Below are 15,534 nucleotides of genomic sequence, written 5' to 3'. Positions count from 1 at the left end.
TATATACAGTTATTTGAAAATCGCAAATTTAAATTAACCCCATCATATTGCTACAAAACTAACATTGAACCACACCGAAAGATGCCATAAGGTATTATCTTTAATTAGCAGGCTAAGGAAACACAATGAGTATTTGGCACCAACCAATCACGTTAGAGCTTTGCAAAGAGCTGGAACAAGGGATTACCGGTCAAGGCACTTTAATGAAAACTATGGGCATTGAGGTAACTGAAATTGGCGATGATTATTTAATCGCAACCATGCCTGCTATTCCTGAGCATCATAACCCTATGGGCATGGTCCATGGCGGAGCAAACGTTGTATTAGCAGAGACAGTGGCAAGCTATGCAGCCAATTTCGTGGTTGATTTCAATAAGTTTTATGCTGTTGGCCAAGAAATTAATGCCAACCACATGAAAGCGTCACGCAAAGGAACGTTAACAGCAACTGCGAGACCGCTGCATTTAGGTAAGCGAACTTCTGTTTGGGATATTAAAATTACCAATGCCGCAGGAGAGCTTTGCTGCGTATCAAGAATGACCGCAGCTGTTGTAGAGCGATAAATTATGGCTATTTTTCGACAGGATAAATAGTAATTTCAATCCCTGCGCCAATTGCAGAGATACGTAACAAGGTATCGGCATGCAGGGGTTGGTTAAAGCATTTAGGCGAATTACCTGATTCAAAGCCTATATCAAATGTACGCTTTGAGCACGATAACCACTGTTTTAATGCATTGCGCGAGCAAGACTCAATAAGCTCGCAAAGCTGGTTAATGGCTTTATCTGGAGAGCTGATATCTGCGGTTGCTTCAATACGTGCTAGTTGGCGGTATTCATCTTGGTCATAATGTAAAACCATGGCGTTTTTCTTCAAATCAGCAACAAGCGCACTAATATCGTGCTTTGACTCAAGCTCCAGATCTACATTTAAAAATTGAATTTCCGACATACTCTCGTTTTTACCCTCTATTTATATCGACTGAAACTTTAACTCAGTTTTGTATATATACCAAATCTAGAATACAGTTAATGCGACATTATGCCGCATTGGCAATCTAGCTAAACAACCTAAAATAGCGCCCACATAACAATAATAACGGGGTAATAATGAATAAACGCCTGTTTAAGTATGCTCGTAAAGGGCATAAATGGCTTGGCTACTTACTTGCTTTGCAGATCTTTTTTTGGCTCTTAGGTGGGCTGGTAATGAGCTCATTACCACTTGAAAAAGTGCATGGTAAGCATCTGGCTAATCGCAGTTTAAGTAGCCCATTTTTATTGTCGGACTACCCTGCTTCAATTGATAAAATAACAGCGCAATTCGAGCAAATCGAGCGTATTAAATATAGCCATTTTTTAAATACCCCGATTATAGAAGTTACATCCTCTAGCGGTACGTTTATTTTTGATGGCAGAACAGGTGCTAAAATGCCTGCACCGAGTAAAGCGCAAATCATAGAAAATGCGCAAGCTCACCTGCTTATTGACGCAAAAATAACGCAAGCGCAGTTATTAACAAAAGGGCCTAGAGAAGTCGGTCACAAAGCCAATGTTTGGCAAATTAGCTTCGATGATTGGTTAACAACAACCTTATATTTAGATAGCCAAACCGGTAAAGTTATAACTGTGCGCAGCACTCTGTGGCGTATTTTCGACTTTTTCTGGATGCTACACATTATGGATTATGATGAGCGTGAGAACTTTAACAATCCACTACTCATCAGCTTCTCAGCCAGCAGCGTACTATTTTGTATTACAGGAGTTCTCTTGTTACTACAAAACGTTCGAATTAAACGTAAAAAGCCAGCTACACGTGTTGGTCAATCAAAGTAGGATTGCCATCTGGGTCGGTGATAATAAAACTCGCGTCACCGGCCTTTTGTATTTCTAATCCTTGTTGCTGAAATTGTGCAGCTAATTGCTCAAAGGTTGAAAATTCATCCAAAGCTTCGGCATTTTGATCCCACCCAGGATTAAAGGTCAGCATGGTTTTATCAAACATACCTTGAAACAAACCAATCAAATGTTCACCGTTTTTCATAATTAGCCAATACTGTTCTATCTCCCCAGCAAACTCTTTGAAACCTAGCTTTTCATAAAACTGCTTTGAAGCACGAATATCTTTTACATTTAGACTTACAGAAAAAGCACCTAATAACATGGTTGTAATTCCTTTAATAAAAACGGCCTAACAACTATAGCTGAGTTGAAAAACTTTTCCTTTTTAGAATAGTCGCTCTAGAATAGCTGTTCCTGTAGTTCACTGATGTGATGGATATGCGTTTATTTCTATACTTAGCCCTTTGTTTTATTTTCACTTTTCCTATATCCGCTAAAGAATTTTCGAGCTTTTACAGTGCCAAAAAGCATTTAATTAAGAATCTACCAAGCAATACTAAAAGCTTATATTGTGGTTGCGATATCAAGCGCCAAGGTAAAAAACTTGTGCCAGACCCTAATGCGTGTGGTTATATTCCTAGAAACTCTGTCACCCGCTCAGGAAAAGAGAATGCTCGGGCAAAAAGAATAGAGTGGGAGCACATTGTGCCTGCCTGGGAGTTTGGCCATCAATTACAATGCTGGCAGGATGGCGGTCGCAAAAACTGTAAAAAAGTCAGTGAAAAGTTTCGTCAAATGGAAGCCGACATTAATAACCTTGCACCTGCTATAGGCGAGATCAATGCTGACCGCTCAAACTTTCGCTATGGCATGGTGTCAACATCAAGTGCAAGTTACGGAGCATGCCCTGTAAAAGTTGACTTTAAGCAACGCGTATTTGAGCCACCCATTTATGCAAGAAAGCAAATAGCCGATACCTATTTTTATATGCAAAAAACCTATGGCTTAAAAATATCTGATAAACAACGTAAATTATTTGAATCGTGGCAAAAGCTTGAAATAGCTGAAATTAGCAATCGAAAGTCTTTATAACTAGCAGCACATTCGTTTACATTTTAGACACTATAATTTATTGCTTTCATAGCAGGTAATTGCTAGTTTTTAGTCAATTACTATCGCAAAGGAAGCATTCATGTTTAAAAATAACAAGCTCGCTTTAGCTGTCTTCTTAGCGGCTTCAGGCATGTCTCTATCTGGCTGTGGCGGCGGTGGCTCATCAAGTAATACCGATACGACTAATCCGCCACCAACAACTTCAGAACCCACTTGGACGGCTGGTGTTTTTGAGCCATCGAGCGAATTTAAAGATCAGTGCGCTGTACCACGTACAGGCAATGATCCATATAACAATAATCAACCTTACCCTGATACAGCTGGCTCTGAATTTACTGAGAAGATGTGGCTACGTTCATGGAGTGACGAAACCTACCTTTGGTACGATGAAATAGAAGACAACAATCCTGATAACTTCAGCTCTGTCGCCGCTTACTTTGATCAGTTAAAGACCTTCGAAAAAACAGATTCTGGTGCTTATAAAGATCAGTTCCATTTCAGCAGGCCGACAGAAGAGTATTATCAGGAGTCGCAATCAGGTGTGGTTTCTGGCTATGGTATCAATTGGGCATTTATCAGTAATGTTCCACCAAGAGAGCTACGTGTTGCCTATTTAGAGAGTGACTCACCAGCTGCAAATGCAGGCTTACAACGCGGTGATACTATTTTAATGGTCGACGACGTCAGCATTGACACTAATACCCAAGAAGGCGTAGATATTCTAAATGAAGCGCTATTTGGACCAACAGCTGGCGACTCGCACAATTTTGTTGTACGCAGTAATGATGGCACCGAAAAATCGTTTACTCTAGTCGCAGGTAATATTACCCAAACACCTGTACAGAATGTTGATACTATCACCACAGAAGATGGCACTAAAGTTGGCTATATGCAGTTTAACAGCCATATAAGTATTGCTCAGCCAGAGCTGATAAGTGCTGTGAATAAGTTCAAAACCGACAATATTGACGAGCTTGTGATCGACCTTAGATACAATGGCGGTGGTTTATTAGCTCTTTCATCTCAACTTGCCTATATGATTGCAGGTCCAGCTAATACGAGTGACTATTTTTACTATCAAGTCATTGAAAATGACAAACAGCCCGAGAGTGATCCATACCCATTCTTTGATTTTGAAATCGACTATTCTACTTTCGAGGGAACAGGTAACACACTCCCTGACTTAAATTTATCGAAAGTCTACGTACTAAGTACGGCAAACACTTGCTCGGCATCAGAAGCACTTATCAATGGCTTAAAAGGCATAGATACTGAAGTTGTTTTAATAGGTGGTAAAACCTGCGGTAAACCATATGGTTTTACCCCAACGCATAACTGTGCAACCACTTACTACACCATTCAGCTAACGGGTGTGAATTACAAAGGCTTTGGCGAATACTCTGACGGCTTAGTACCAACTCCTTCACCGCAATTCGATGCAGATGTAAAAGGCTGTGAACTGGATGACGACTTTAACCACCAGTTAGGTGATAGTGATGAAACACTTCTGAGTGCAGCGCTTTATCATATTGAGAATGATAGTTGCCCAGTGGTAACGCAAAGTGTCACAGCTAAGCAGGCGAAAACCTCATCTTATGCTGCTGATGAAGCTGGTATTGCGCTAAAAGCTAATACTACACTTTACAAAAATAATATGGATTTAACCCGTCCGCTACCAGCTAAGGAAGGTAATTATGAATAAAGCACTGTTCTTAACCTGCATCTTACTGGCAAGCATAGCAGGCTGTAAAAGTACTCAAGCAGAGCAACCGCAAGATGCTACGCTTGTTCGGGTAAACCCGGGAGTGATTACTGATATACAGCAGGCTATTCAGTCTGCTAAAGGCGGTGCACTGGTCACCTTAGCCGATGATGTGTTTACTAAAAGCGCAGAGTTACTGATTGATCACGGCACCAACAAAGGGCCTGATGGTCTGCCAATTATGGGTGCCCACTCAATTCCTTCTGAGAAGTTTGTGTTGCAAAAAGCAGGTGAGCAATGCCTGCTTTACTACCCCAAAAAAGAGCTCCGTATTCCACTTCCTAATGTAGAATGCGAAGTTAACTAACAAAAAGGCGCAGCTCAAGCTGCGCCTTTTACATCATAGGCTTTGGTGAGGCCCAAACACCTCGTAGTGAATGCGTTCACTTGCAACCCCAATACTTAGCAGTTGCTCTTTTATCATTGCCATAAAGGCGATTGGGCCACACAGGTAAAAGTCACCTTTGCTTATTGGTAAGCTTTCAGCGATGTGGTTTACATCCATTAAGCCCGCAAAATCGCCCCCCTTACCATCTTTAAACCAGGTAACACAATGTAATGAAGCGTGCGCTTGCTGTTGCTTAAATAAGTGCTCTTTAAAGGCAAACTGCGTCTCACTGTCGCAAGCATGTAGATAATGGATTGGCTGATTAGGTTGATTACTTAATAGTGTTTCGAGCATCGCCATCATCGGGGTTTGACCAACTCCCGCTGAAATCAACACGACAGGCGAGTCAATTTCGCGAAGCACAAAGTCGCCTGCGGGTGGGTAAATTTCTACCTCATCCCCCTCAGTTAAGCTGTGCAGGTAGTTAGATACCAAGCCTTCTTTTTTCACGCTAATACGGTAATTACGACCATTACTTTGCTGCGATAAAGAGTATTGCCTCGCTTGCGTTAAATCACTGTTTGCAGGCGTTACTTTAATCCCTAAATATTGGCCCGGTAAATACGCCACAACAGGCTTTGCATCGGCAGGCGTTAATGTGAAACTACAAATTTGCGATGACTCCATACGTTTTTCTGTAATAGTGAAAGTACGGGTACCAAACCATCCTCCCGGCGCCTTTTTGGTTTTTTGATATAGCGACATCTCCTCGTTGATACATACATCCGCTAATAATGAATAAGCTTCACGCCATGCATACTCAACCTCAGGGGTAAATTGTTCTGGCAATAACTCTTTTAAAGTCGCAATCAAATGTCCACCAACAATAGGATAATGCTCTGGCAAAATATGGTAACTGGTGTGTTTATGATTAATGCGCGCAAGCGCACCTTTTAACACTGCCAAGTTATCAATATTTGCCGCGTAGGCAGCTAAGGCATTAAACAGCGCAAATTGCTGAGAGCCCGATTGCTGATGTGTCATATTAAAAATATTTTTAAGCTCAGGGTTGTAGCTAAACATACGATCATAAAAATACTCAGTCACTTGAGGGCCTGCTTGTGCAAGCAACGGCAAAGTACTTTTAACAATCTGGATCGTTTTTTCAGATAACATAGTTTTTCCTATTGGAGAGATTAACCGCGGCGACCATCAACACGACGATTCACTAAGATGGGCGCACAATGAAATAAAAATAAGCTAAAGCCAGCAACCCACAGCAACGCACTTAACTGCCATGCAAGGTGATGACCTAAATAAACGGGAAGTAACGAACGTACAATGGCAGCTATCACAATGAGTACAAATGCCAAACTAATGTACGCAGGGGCTTGTAATACGCGCCCAGTGTGACCATGAGAGACACGTACCATCATGGCGATGATCATCACACCTATGGTGCCAACAGTGATCAGATGAAGCGCATCTTTGAATAAGATAATAGGGCTGAAATAGCTCAGCGCGACGAGTATTAAACCAACCGATAAAGCCCAATAAGCCACATGTAATGACCATAGCAAAGGCACTTTTAGAATGCCTTTATGCCACCACAAAACACACCGGGCTGAATGTAAACAAGCAAGCCAAGCAAAAACCCAACCGGTGCTCATTGCGCTAAAAAATAGCTGACTCATAAAAAACCACGCAATGGCGAAAAATGAGCTAAATACGACTAATTTATCGAGCTTGGGGGTTCTAACTTGTTCACTTAGGTTAAGGCCGCGCGCGGTAAAAAATGGCACAACTCGCCCAGCTACAACACCAACTAGCAGTGTCATGATAAGTACAGCGGTATCGACAACACCCAGTGCCAGCGACATTTTATTAAGTACAACTAAACTTAAAAAAATCACATTGAGCGCACAGAGCAAAGATGCGATGACAACAAATAAGTAGTTATGGCTGCTTTTGGCCTGTATCAGCATGTCAGCTAGAATAATAATTCCAGCTAGCCACCAAACGAGTTGTAGCGCACTAACAAGATAAAGGTTCAGCTGCTCGAACCCTGCAATCTCAATAAAAAAACTAAGCCTTGCAGCAAGCCAAATCATGCTAAGCAAAAACAACTTAATACCACTTACACTTGCCACACCTGTCCATGTTTGTGCAGCGGTGAGCAAAAAGCCCATAGCAACGACGCCTGCAAAGCCAAACAGCATTTCGTGAGCATGCCAAAGCGTTGCGGGCATTGTTAGGTGCCACTGTGCATAGCCCGCCAAAATTAAAAACCAGTAACTCATAGCAAATACAGCTAAGGCACCTGCCGTCAAGAAAAAAGGCCGAAATGCTAGTGCCCATAACGGCCACTGGCTGAGTTGATAAAATTTGATCTTAGTTGGCATAGGTTCAGTTAAATTAATGACTTTCATTCGTGCTCTCAGCGTTTAATTTCCCCAGCTATTGCACAGTTCAAGCCAAAAATAAAAATCATTAAATATCAATGCATTAAATTTGGACACTTGATAGATAAGTCAAAATGACACACCATTAAAAACATCAATAAAACACATTCAGGTCAAATTGACATGACGTTCAAAAAATCCCTTCTTGATATTGCACTTGCACTTACCAAAGCAAGCAGTGTTGATCATAATTTCAGTTATCTGTTGAGTTGCATTAATGATTGGCTTGAATGTGATGCAGTTGCCTTATTATTGAAACAAGGCGATGTGTTAAAGCCCGTAGCCCTTCATGGGTTGTCGGACGATACGTTAGGAAGGCGCTTTAAAATAGCAGAGCACCCTCGCTTATTTGAAATATGCCGTGGCAGTGAGCCGTTAAAATTTGCCAAAGATTGTGGCCTACCCGACCCCTACGATGGTTTATTACAAAGCCAGCATGGAGACTTTCCTGTTCATGCCTGCATGGGCGTGCCGCTGCTGAGTAGCAAAGATAACAACGAACTATTGGGTGTTTTGACCTTTGATAGTTTAGATGAACATGCCTTTGACGCTTTAGCAGTGAACGAGCTCAATCAACTAAAACAGCTAGCAGCAGGCTATGTTGAGCATGCCCTAACCTTGCAGCATCTTATGCAACACGCACAGCATAGCCATCAAGTTGCACAACAGCTTAACCTTGAGGCACTAACACGAGAAGGTGTCGAAATTATTGGTAATAGCCAAGCAATGCAGACCCTTAAAAATGATATCCAGCTCGTAGCTGCCTCAGAATTTAGTGTATTAATACAAGGTGATACAGGCGTCGGTAAAGAACTCGTTGCGCGTAATATCCATTTAAACTCAAAACGCCGTGACATGCCGTTGATCCACTTAAACTGCGCATCGTTACCAGAGAACTTAGCCGAAAGTGAATTTTTTGGTCACAGTAAAGGCGCATTTACTGGGGCACATACTGCGCGCCAGGGTAAGTTTCAACTCGCCGATGGTGGTACCCTGTTTTTAGATGAAATCGGCGAGCTTCCGCTTGCTATGCAAAGTAAGCTATTACGCGTATTACAAAGTGGTGAAGTACAAACCGTCGGGGAAGATCAAAGCCGTTATGTTGATGTCAGAGTGATTGCAGCAACCAACCGCGATTTAAAACAAGAAGTCGCTGCGGGGCGCTTTCGTGCAGATCTTTATCACCGATTAAGCGTTTACCCATTGCATGTTGCACCACTAAAAGAGCGCGATAACGATGTTATTTTATTGGCAGGCTTTTTTATTGAGCAAACATCTAAAAAATTGGCAATTAAGCAACTTAAGCTTAGTAGCGATACACAGTTACTACTGCGTCAATATGATTGGCCAGGCAATGTGAGAGAGCTTGAACATGTGATCAGCCGCGCAGCACTCAAAGCCAAGCAGCAGCAATGGCAACAAAGCATTGTCACAATCGAACCTGAGCATTGTGATATTGCTAAAACGGCCGTTGCTGCACCAAGCCCTGTTGCAGTTAACGAACAAAAAGCCACTCGCTTATCGCTGAAAGAGGCAACCGACGCTTTTAGTTATAAATTGATTATGCAACAACTTGAACTACACAACCTAAACTGGGCAGCCACAGCACGCAGCTTAAGTGTTGATAGAGCCAACCTTGTGCGCCTAGCCAAACGGCTAGGCATTAGCGTTAAAAAGTCTGTTTAAGCTTTTAAATCTTTAAAATAGGCTTTTAAAAGCTGACTAAATGCTTGGACTTTGGCTGTGCGATGCACCAAGTGATGCGTTACCAGCCAAAGATCCGTTGGCCAGTTTAGCTCTTTAGGAAGCACTGGCAGCAGATCAGGGTATTGGCTTGCCACTTCATGCTGTAAACCACCGATTCCTAAGCCTCTCACAATCGCCCTTGTAGCTTCTGATGTTTCAGACACCCGTAACTTAATTTGCGAAGGTTCAATATGTTGATCAACCCATGCAAAATAAGGCACTTTACCGTTATACCCAGCCACCCCAGAAACAAAACTATGCTGTTGCAACTGCTCAATATTCTTTGGCATGCCATACTTTTCAATATAACTTTTAGAGGCATAAAACCCTGACGAAAGTTCAGCTAAATGCTGGGCAATATAGTCGCCTTCATCAGGCCGAGGACCCGCTCGCACAGCAATGTGCGCCTGACCGTGATCAAGGCGTAAACGGTTTTGATCAAGAATAACTTCGAGTTGCACTTGCGGGTGCAGACTTTGAAACTGCTCACAGACATCACTAAGCACATCAATAAAACCACTAACCGTAGTTAATAATAAACTGCCTCGCAGTTGGCTATCAGCGGCAATAATATCGTTGTGAAGTTTTTCAAGTTCAGCGTTAATCGATTTTGCAGTCGCAAACAACTTAGCGCCTATTTCTGTCACTGTATAGCCACGGGCATGGCGGTGGAATAACCGCGCATCAAGGTTATCTTCTAAATTATTGATTCTTCTAAGCACTGTGCTGTGGTGAACACCTAACGATTCAGCAGCAGCGGTTAACGTGCCGAGTCTTGCCACCTCATAAGCGACTTTTACATCTTGCCAATCATCAAATTGAATCGCCATAACGGCTCCTTGTGTGCATATACGCACATAAGTTTTGCGTTTATTTGGCTTTTCTGCAAGCTGTTTTTTGCTACAGTGAGTATATCAACAGCGAGCATATCAATAGTGAAGCTTAAAAAAGGAAGCCATCATGACAGCACCTAAAATTATTGCCCTAGCAGGCAGCCTACGTAAAGACAGCTTTAATCAAAAACTGATTAATGAAGCTGCACGCTTCGCCCTCGAAAGTGGTGCTGAAGTAGAAGTGATTAAATTAAGTGATTTAGACTTACCTTTATTTGATGAAGATATTGAAGCACAAGGTACACCTGCTGGCGCACAATTATTAAAAGATAAGCTTCGCGCTGCTGATGGCATTTTATTAGCAAGCCCAGAATATAATGGCTCAATTACAGCGCCACTTAAAAACGCAATCGATTGGGCTTCTCGTACAGAGCAAGGCGCAGTACCTGCATTTCGTAATAAAGTGACTGCACTTTATGCATCTTCACCGGGTGGTTTAGGTGGCTTACGTGGTTTAAATCACGTGCGTGATATTTTATCGGGTATTGGTAGTTTAGTACTTGCAGATCAACTCGCAGTGCCTGCTATCCACACTAAATTAGATGAGCAAGGCCGCATCAGCGATGCTGATACAGCCGAGCAAGTTGCCAGCCTTGCCCAGCAACTTGTGAGCGTAGCGAGCAAATTAAATAAGTAATTGCTAGCCTAGTTTTATCGCTACTAACTAAGCTTTGTCGCTGCTAGCTTAGCAGCGATAAAGTCTTCATGAGTTACATACAGCAAGCTTGCGACGCGGCGAATAACCATTTCTTCATGCTTATCTAAATTGCCATCTGCGTAGGCTAAACGCCACAACAGCTCGATGATTTCAATACGCTGCTCGGCACTGCACTGGGCATTAACTTGTTTTGAAAACTGAAAATAATCTATTGCATCATCTAAGCTTTGCGATGCACTTGCAACTAACTCTTGAACTTCTTCCTCGTTGAGCGAGAAATACTTCTTTAAGGTCTCATTCAGGGTCTGTTGCTCATCATCTTGTAACTCATTATCTGCACGCATAACCTCAATTAATAACGCAGCAACGGCGGTTTTTAGGTCATGCTCAGCAATGTTAGATTGGGTATCATTCAGCGCTGAAAACAGCTGTTTTATTTTATTGAGCATCACATTTTCCCTTTTTGGGTGTTAGACTACATGTAAGACGTAACGTTACCTTAGTTTGACTATGGATGCTAACTCAGGTTCAACATCACGATGAAACAAGGTATTAATCACATGGAGTTAAGTGTTTATGAGTGAAGTGAGAAGTACACAAGCACTATTAATTAGCGCCGTTTTAATGTTAGCGGGGTGCAGTAATGCGCAGGCAGCAAAAGGCGAAACCGAAAAGCTCTATGACTTCGACGAAAAAGTCCACTACTACCAAACTAAATTGGCCGACGGCCGCTACCACCTCGAAATTCAGTCTGACGACTACAAGCACTTTCGCAATCAAAGCGTATTCTTACTGCGCCATGCAAGTCGCTTATGCAGAGACAAACCATTTATGCTAAGAGTGACTGATGGGGTGCAGGAGTATGAACGCTTTCCAACTAAACCACGCGCCTATCAGCCACCTTTAACGGTTGTTTTACAGTGTGAAGACGAAGCTAAATAGCACTAGTCTTCATATCCCCACGGCGCGCTTGGCGGTGTGATAGGTTTAGTTAAGTCAAAATCAACACGAAATTCACGCCCTTCACGCACTAAGCGATACGTAAATTGCTTAGGATAAATATACATTTGCCACGTGTTACCCATTGATTGGGGAATACCTTGGCTCACAAACAACTCTTTTGAGTACTGATCAGCCGGGAACGACTGCGCGTTAGCAAAACCCGCATCAAGAGTATGCCCACCATACATGGTTGATTTATCATCGCTGCCATCTTTATGACGATGGTCATGCTTTAAACTCAAACCACTGCCCGTTTTTGTGATGATCCAAGTACGAGATGCATCATCACCAACATGAAATGGCACTTGTAACTCACGCTCGTTACAACGACGTACATGCATTACTAACTTTTTGCCCGCAAATGAGCTCGGGCCAGCAGCGTTATCAACGCTCACTTTACCTTCGTAAGCTTTACCGCAATGGGCAGCAATATTATCAAAAAAGCCATCATGGCTTGGAATTGACACTAATGGTGCCGGTCGTGCAGCTGCTACTGATGATGCTGCCACGAGCATCGATGCTAATAAGTATTTCATGGTGTGTTCCCTAAATAAAATTTCAGTCTAGGCTAATGGTTTAAGGGCCATAAAGAAAACAATTACGATAAGCTGCTAGACAGCGAGTGGTCATCCTGTTTTTAAAACTAATTTGTTGTCATTTTCAGCGCGATCTTTCATTAGCTTGAGAAGTGCTCGATGAAAATCCTGAAATATCACTTCCCCCCATACTCGCGAATAAATGCCAAAGTTAGTGTTATCAAGTACAGTCGTTTTAAGGCTTAACAGCGTTTGATTATTACCACTTGCAACTAACTCATAACCACCATGCAGTGGCGAAAAATATTCACCACCTAATTTCACATGCTGATCAAGTGCATGATCAGGAATTAACTCTGGGTCAATCTCAAAGTTATAAAGCATTTTCTCATTCGGCAGCCACTCGGTTATCACTTCTTTAAATACAACATTTTTCTGCCACTGGCTGGTTCTAATTGCACCTACCCCACCACCACTCATATCAGCTCGAATTGGCCTAGGAATACCAATTAATTGCGAAAATGAACTTGGATATTCGCCCTCATGAATTTGGCTAACATTAGCTAATTGTTGCCACACAACATCAACAGGCGCATTGATAACAATTGTATTTTTAACTTCGTAAGTTTTCGATAAGTGTAAAAAGTTGAGCTCTAAAGGAGAAAGGATCAACGGCAACAAAGCTACCGACATCACCGCTTTGTTGCTTTTCTTTTCCCAAAGGCGATGACATAGCCCTGCTAACATACCGCCAATACTAGCAAAAAACATAAATGCAGGGAGAGCCATTGCAACGCAGATACTTCCTTCTAAAAGAGTTACTACGCTGACAAATAAGAACACAAAAATAGGTTGCCAAGCGACTACCGCCATTCTTCCATATGTCATCGGCGATAGTTGATTGTACTCAAAATGTACCCGTATAAACCCAATAGCAACAGGCACTAAAAACATAAACGAAATAGTAACAAGGCTACCGAAATTAAAGGTTCCGCTAACTTCAAGAAAGATGCGCATGCTGATGCCATAAAGCACACCCATCAAGATGCCGATAGATTTAGGAGAAAGAGGCCACATAGTTATTTGTTGTTTTCATTATTTTACCAACCAAATTAGCAACTTTCTTTTTTAGAAACAAATAAAAACGCGGCCTTGGCCGCGTTTAGGTTCACATGGAAAAAACAGGTTATTGCCAAGGGCGTTCTGCTGCAAGTTGCTGCTCAAAGGCATCAATTTGGCTGTTAAGTGTTTCAGTCACACCGATAAAGTCTAAGCCGCTTAATAAACGCTCTTTAATGTCATGGCGAATATCAAAGTGAATAGTGTCAAACTTATCGCTACGAAGTTGTTGGTTTTCTAAATCAACTTCGATATGAATATCGTCATGCTGTTCACTCAGCACAAATAATTGCTCAAGCGTTTCTGCTGGTAATGCGATAGCAAGCATTTGGTTATTGCCGCAGTTATTAAAGAAAATATCGGCAAAGCTTTCCGCTAAGATCACTTCAAAACCATATTGCTTTAATGCCCATGGCGCGTGCTCACGCGATGAACCACAACCAAAGTTGTCGCGAGTTAAAAGAATTTGCGCACCTTGGTAACAAGGGCGATTCAAAATAAACTCAGGGTTTGGCTCGCCGTTATCTAAATAACGCCAATCGTAAAAAAGCGCCGCATCAAAACCATCACGGCTGGTCGACGTTAAAAATTGCTTTGGAATAATTTGGTCAGTATCAACATTGTTTTTATCTAACGGGGCCATTAAACCACTAAAAAATACGCTCATTAGGCTTCTCCTCTGATATCAACAAAACGACCATGAATTGCCGCTGCTGCAGCCATTGCAGGGCTCACTAAGTGAGTGCGGCCACCGCGACCTTGGCGACCTTCAAAGTTACGATTAGAGGTCGACGCACAGCGTTTACCGGCTTCTAATCTATCGTCATTCATTGCTAAGCACATTGAACAACCTGGCTCACGCCATTCAAAGCCAGCTGCTTTGAAGATATCTGCAAGGCCTTCGTCTTCGGCTTGTTTTTTGACAAGGCCAGAACCAGGAACAATCAGCGCTTCAACACCCGCTGCAACTTGCTTACCTTCAACTATTTGTGCCGCAGCACGTAAATCTTCAATTCGGCTATTTGTACATGAGCCAATAAACACGGTATCAACAGTTGCTGAAGACAATTTATCGCCTGCTTTTAAGCCCATATATTTTAGTGCGCTACGGATTGCATCAGCTTTGATTAGATCTGGCTCTTGCTCAGGATCAGGAATACATTCATCTACGCCAATCACTTGCTCAGGGCTGGTACCCCACGTAATTTGCGGTTGAATATCAGCAGCCTCTAATTCAACAACATGATCAAACTCTGCGCCTTCATCAGTTTTTAATGTTTGCCAATAGGCAACGGCACTATCAAAGTCAGCACCTTGTGGTGCAAATGGGCGACCTTTTAAATAATCATAAGTTGTTTGATCTGGTGCGATTAAACCCGCTTTTGCGCCCATTTCAATACTCATATTACAAAGCGTCATACGCGCTTCCATAGACAGCGCTTCGATCCCTTCGCCACAAAATTCAGCAACATAGCCAGTACCACCCGCAGTGCCTAATTTACCGATCACCGCCATGATTAAATCTTTGGCAGTAACGGTTGGGCGCAGGCGACCATTTATTTGAATTTTTAATGACTTGGCTTTTTTCTGCTGTAGCGTTTGAGTGGCTAGAACATGCTCAACTTCTGAAGTACCAATACCGTGCGCTAGTGCGCCAAATGCACCGTGGGTAGAGGTATGGCTGTCACCACACACTATGGTTGTGCCCGGTAAGGTAATACCCTGCTCAGGCCCCATTACATGCACAATACCTTGATTAATCGAATTTAAATCATAAAGTTGAATACCAAACTCTTTACAGTTTGCATCCAGTGCCATTAATTGATTTTTCGACACTTCACTCGCAGCATCTAATGAGCGACTTTTTGTTGAAACATTATGGTCCATGGTCGCAAAGGTTTTTTCTGGGCAACGTACTTTGCGGTTTTTCTCACGTAAACCAGCAAAGGCTTGCGGCGATGTAACTTCATGAACTAGGTGACGGTCGATATAAAGTAAATCGGTTTGATCATTTATGCTGGCGACTACATGAGCTTGCCAAATTTTATCGTATAAGGTTTGGGCCACTTGCTAT

General features: G+C 42.3%; 18 protein-coding genes. 8 read left to right on the top strand and 10 right to left on the bottom strand.

Annotation, left to right across the window (positions count from 1 at the left end; all coding sequences use genetic code 11):
* The first annotated feature begins 125 nt into the window (after positions 1-125).
* Positions 126-563 (top strand): hotdog fold thioesterase, encoded by a 438-nt coding sequence (locus ABMY41_RS06800; RefSeq protein ID WP_289097499.1) that lies wholly within the window; start codon positions 126-128, stop codon positions 561-563.
* A 7-nt stretch (positions 564-570) separates the two neighbouring features.
* On the opposite strand, the gene ABMY41_RS06795 is transcribed toward ABMY41_RS06800, so the two are convergent.
* Complete coding sequence (locus ABMY41_RS06795) at positions 571-951, bottom strand: hypothetical protein (RefSeq protein ID WP_054554459.1); 381 nt, start codon at positions 949-951, stop codon at positions 571-573.
* 158 nt (positions 952-1,109) lie between these two features.
* Between ABMY41_RS06795 and ABMY41_RS06790 the strand changes: the two genes are divergently transcribed.
* Positions 1,110-1,835, top strand: a complete 726-nt coding sequence (locus ABMY41_RS06790; protein ID WP_349274382.1) for a hypothetical protein — start codon at positions 1,110-1,112, stop codon at positions 1,833-1,835.
* Here the strand turns inward: ABMY41_RS06790 and ABMY41_RS06785 are convergent.
* Positions 1,810-2,163 (bottom strand): VOC family protein, encoded by a 354-nt coding sequence (locus ABMY41_RS06785; protein ID WP_349274381.1) that lies wholly within the window; start codon positions 2,161-2,163, stop codon positions 1,810-1,812. The two genes, ABMY41_RS06790 and ABMY41_RS06785, sit on opposite strands and share 26 nt — an antisense overlap.
* 116 nt (positions 2,164-2,279) lie before the next feature.
* On the opposite strand from ABMY41_RS06785, the gene ABMY41_RS06780 reads away from it, so the two are divergent.
* From ABMY41_RS06780 to ABMY41_RS06770, 3 genes are all read left to right on the top strand, one after another.
* A complete protein-coding gene (locus tag ABMY41_RS06780; protein ID WP_287242770.1) occupies positions 2,280-2,933 on the top strand; it encodes an endonuclease in 654 nt (217 codons plus the stop codon).
* 100 nt (positions 2,934-3,033) lie between these two features.
* The gene (locus tag ABMY41_RS06775; RefSeq protein WP_289097494.1) at positions 3,034-4,656 is read left to right on the top strand and encodes a S41 family peptidase; all 1,623 of its coding nucleotides are present in this window, start codon (positions 3,034-3,036) and stop codon (positions 4,654-4,656) included.
* Positions 4,649-5,023 (top strand): hypothetical protein, encoded by a 375-nt coding sequence (locus ABMY41_RS06770; protein WP_289097492.1) that lies wholly within the window; start codon positions 4,649-4,651, stop codon positions 5,021-5,023. The genes ABMY41_RS06775 and ABMY41_RS06770 overlap by 8 nt, the downstream gene beginning before the upstream one ends.
* A gap of 33 nt (positions 5,024-5,056) precedes the next feature.
* Here ABMY41_RS06770 and hmpA read toward each other — a convergent pair whose 3' ends face one another.
* Together hmpA and ABMY41_RS06760 are read right to left on the bottom strand one after the other, a co-directional pair.
* Positions 5,057-6,220 carry an NO-inducible flavohemoprotein gene (gene hmpA / locus ABMY41_RS06765; protein WP_349274380.1) on the bottom strand — a complete coding sequence of 388 codons (1,164 nt, stop codon included), beginning with the start codon at positions 6,218-6,220 and terminating at the stop codon, positions 5,057-5,059.
* Between the two features lie 20 nt (positions 6,221-6,240).
* Complete coding sequence (locus ABMY41_RS06760; RefSeq protein ID WP_289097488.1) at positions 6,241-7,473, bottom strand: NnrS family protein; 1,233 nt, start codon at positions 7,471-7,473, stop codon at positions 6,241-6,243.
* A gap of 156 nt (positions 7,474-7,629) precedes the next feature.
* Between ABMY41_RS06760 and norR the strand changes: the two genes are divergently transcribed.
* A complete protein-coding gene (norR, locus tag ABMY41_RS06755) occupies positions 7,630-9,192 on the top strand; it encodes a nitric oxide reductase transcriptional regulator NorR (RefSeq protein WP_289097486.1) in 1,563 nt (520 codons plus the stop codon).
* On the opposite strand, the gene ABMY41_RS06750 is transcribed toward norR, so the two are convergent.
* On the bottom strand, positions 9,189-10,082 hold the full coding sequence (locus tag ABMY41_RS06750; RefSeq protein ID WP_054562888.1) for a LysR family transcriptional regulator: 894 nt from the start codon (positions 10,080-10,082) through the stop codon (positions 9,189-9,191). The genes norR and ABMY41_RS06750 overlap by 4 nt on opposite strands.
* Before the next feature lie 130 nt (positions 10,083-10,212).
* Between ABMY41_RS06750 and ABMY41_RS06745 the strand changes: the two genes are divergently transcribed.
* Entirely contained in the window at positions 10,213-10,782 is a 570-nt protein-coding gene (locus ABMY41_RS06745; protein ID WP_054562889.1) for an NAD(P)H-dependent oxidoreductase, read from the top strand.
* A 23-nt stretch (positions 10,783-10,805) separates the two neighbouring features.
* Here the strand turns inward: ABMY41_RS06745 and ABMY41_RS06740 are convergent, their stop codons facing one another.
* Positions 10,806-11,252: a TerB family tellurite resistance protein gene (locus tag ABMY41_RS06740; RefSeq protein WP_055198598.1), complete on the bottom strand. Its 447-nt coding sequence runs from the start codon at positions 11,250-11,252 to the stop codon at positions 10,806-10,808.
* A gap of 127 nt (positions 11,253-11,379) precedes the next feature.
* Here ABMY41_RS06740 and ABMY41_RS06735 point away from each other — a divergent pair, with 127 nt between their 5' ends.
* Positions 11,380-11,745, top strand: a complete 366-nt coding sequence (locus ABMY41_RS06735) for a hypothetical protein (protein ID WP_055198597.1) — start codon at positions 11,380-11,382, stop codon at positions 11,743-11,745.
* 2 nt (positions 11,746-11,747) lie between these two features.
* On the opposite strand, the gene ABMY41_RS06730 is transcribed toward ABMY41_RS06735, so the two are convergent.
* The 4 genes from ABMY41_RS06730 to leuC all read right to left on the bottom strand — a co-directional run bounded on the left by ABMY41_RS06730 (position 11,748) and on the right by leuC (position 15,527).
* On the bottom strand, positions 11,748-12,341 hold the full coding sequence (locus ABMY41_RS06730) for a hypothetical protein (protein ID WP_349274379.1): 594 nt from the start codon (positions 12,339-12,341) through the stop codon (positions 11,748-11,750).
* Between the two features lie 90 nt (positions 12,342-12,431).
* Positions 12,432-13,418 (bottom strand): SRPBCC family protein, encoded by a 987-nt coding sequence (locus ABMY41_RS06725; RefSeq protein WP_287242780.1) that lies wholly within the window; start codon positions 13,416-13,418, stop codon positions 12,432-12,434.
* A 109-nt stretch (positions 13,419-13,527) separates the two neighbouring features.
* A complete protein-coding gene (leuD, locus tag ABMY41_RS06720) occupies positions 13,528-14,127 on the bottom strand; it encodes a 3-isopropylmalate dehydratase small subunit (RefSeq protein ID WP_054562894.1) in 600 nt (199 codons plus the stop codon).
* Entirely contained in the window at positions 14,127-15,527 is a 1,401-nt protein-coding gene (gene leuC, locus ABMY41_RS06715) for a 3-isopropylmalate dehydratase large subunit (RefSeq protein ID WP_063702498.1), read from the bottom strand. Before leuC ends, leuD begins: the two co-directional genes overlap by 1 nt.
* Between the last annotated feature and the right edge of the window lie 7 nt (positions 15,528-15,534).

Origin of the sequence: Pseudoalteromonas sp. BZA4 (genome assembly GCF_040104395.1) — a bacterium.
In the GTDB taxonomy this organism is placed as follows: domain Bacteria; phylum Pseudomonadota; class Gammaproteobacteria; order Enterobacterales; family Alteromonadaceae; genus Pseudoalteromonas.
This window is presented reverse-complemented; position numbering and strand designations above follow the sequence as displayed.

What these genes read in the sequence shown, in the direction of transcription:
- ABMY41_RS06800 (WP_289097499.1), top strand. Translation starts at nt 126, where the DNA reads ATGAGTATTTGGCACCAACCAATCACGTTAGAGCTTTGCAAAGAGCTG.
- ABMY41_RS06795 (WP_054554459.1), bottom strand. Translation starts at nt 951, where the DNA reads ATGTCGGAAATTCAATTTTTAAATGTAGATCTGGAGCTTGAGTCAAAG.
- ABMY41_RS06790 (WP_349274382.1), top strand. Translation starts at nt 1,110, where the DNA reads ATGAATAAACGCCTGTTTAAGTATGCTCGTAAAGGGCATAAATGGCTT.
- ABMY41_RS06785 (WP_349274381.1), bottom strand. Translation starts at nt 2,163, where the DNA reads ATGTTATTAGGTGCTTTTTCTGTAAGTCTAAATGTAAAAGATATTCGT.
- ABMY41_RS06780 (WP_287242770.1), top strand. Translation starts at nt 2,280, where the DNA reads ATGCGTTTATTTCTATACTTAGCCCTTTGTTTTATTTTCACTTTTCCT.
- ABMY41_RS06775 (WP_289097494.1), top strand. Translation starts at nt 3,034, where the DNA reads ATGTTTAAAAATAACAAGCTCGCTTTAGCTGTCTTCTTAGCGGCTTCA.
- ABMY41_RS06770 (WP_289097492.1), top strand. Translation starts at nt 4,649, where the DNA reads ATGAATAAAGCACTGTTCTTAACCTGCATCTTACTGGCAAGCATAGCA.
- hmpA (WP_349274380.1), bottom strand. Translation starts at nt 6,220, where the DNA reads ATGTTATCTGAAAAAACGATCCAGATTGTTAAAAGTACTTTGCCGTTG.
- ABMY41_RS06760 (WP_289097488.1), bottom strand. Translation starts at nt 7,473, where the DNA reads ATGAAAGTCATTAATTTAACTGAACCTATGCCAACTAAGATCAAATTT.
- norR (WP_289097486.1), top strand. Translation starts at nt 7,630, where the DNA reads ATGACGTTCAAAAAATCCCTTCTTGATATTGCACTTGCACTTACCAAA.
- ABMY41_RS06750 (WP_054562888.1), bottom strand. Translation starts at nt 10,082, where the DNA reads ATGGCGATTCAATTTGATGATTGGCAAGATGTAAAAGTCGCTTATGAG.
- ABMY41_RS06745 (WP_054562889.1), top strand. Translation starts at nt 10,213, where the DNA reads ATGACAGCACCTAAAATTATTGCCCTAGCAGGCAGCCTACGTAAAGAC.
- ABMY41_RS06740 (WP_055198598.1), bottom strand. Translation starts at nt 11,252, where the DNA reads ATGCTCAATAAAATAAAACAGCTGTTTTCAGCGCTGAATGATACCCAA.
- ABMY41_RS06735 (WP_055198597.1), top strand. Translation starts at nt 11,380, where the DNA reads ATGAGTGAAGTGAGAAGTACACAAGCACTATTAATTAGCGCCGTTTTA.
- ABMY41_RS06730 (WP_349274379.1), bottom strand. Translation starts at nt 12,341, where the DNA reads ATGAAATACTTATTAGCATCGATGCTCGTGGCAGCATCATCAGTAGCA.
- ABMY41_RS06725 (WP_287242780.1), bottom strand. Translation starts at nt 13,418, where the DNA reads ATGTGGCCTCTTTCTCCTAAATCTATCGGCATCTTGATGGGTGTGCTT.
- leuD (WP_054562894.1), bottom strand. Translation starts at nt 14,127, where the DNA reads ATGAGCGTATTTTTTAGTGGTTTAATGGCCCCGTTAGATAAAAACAAT.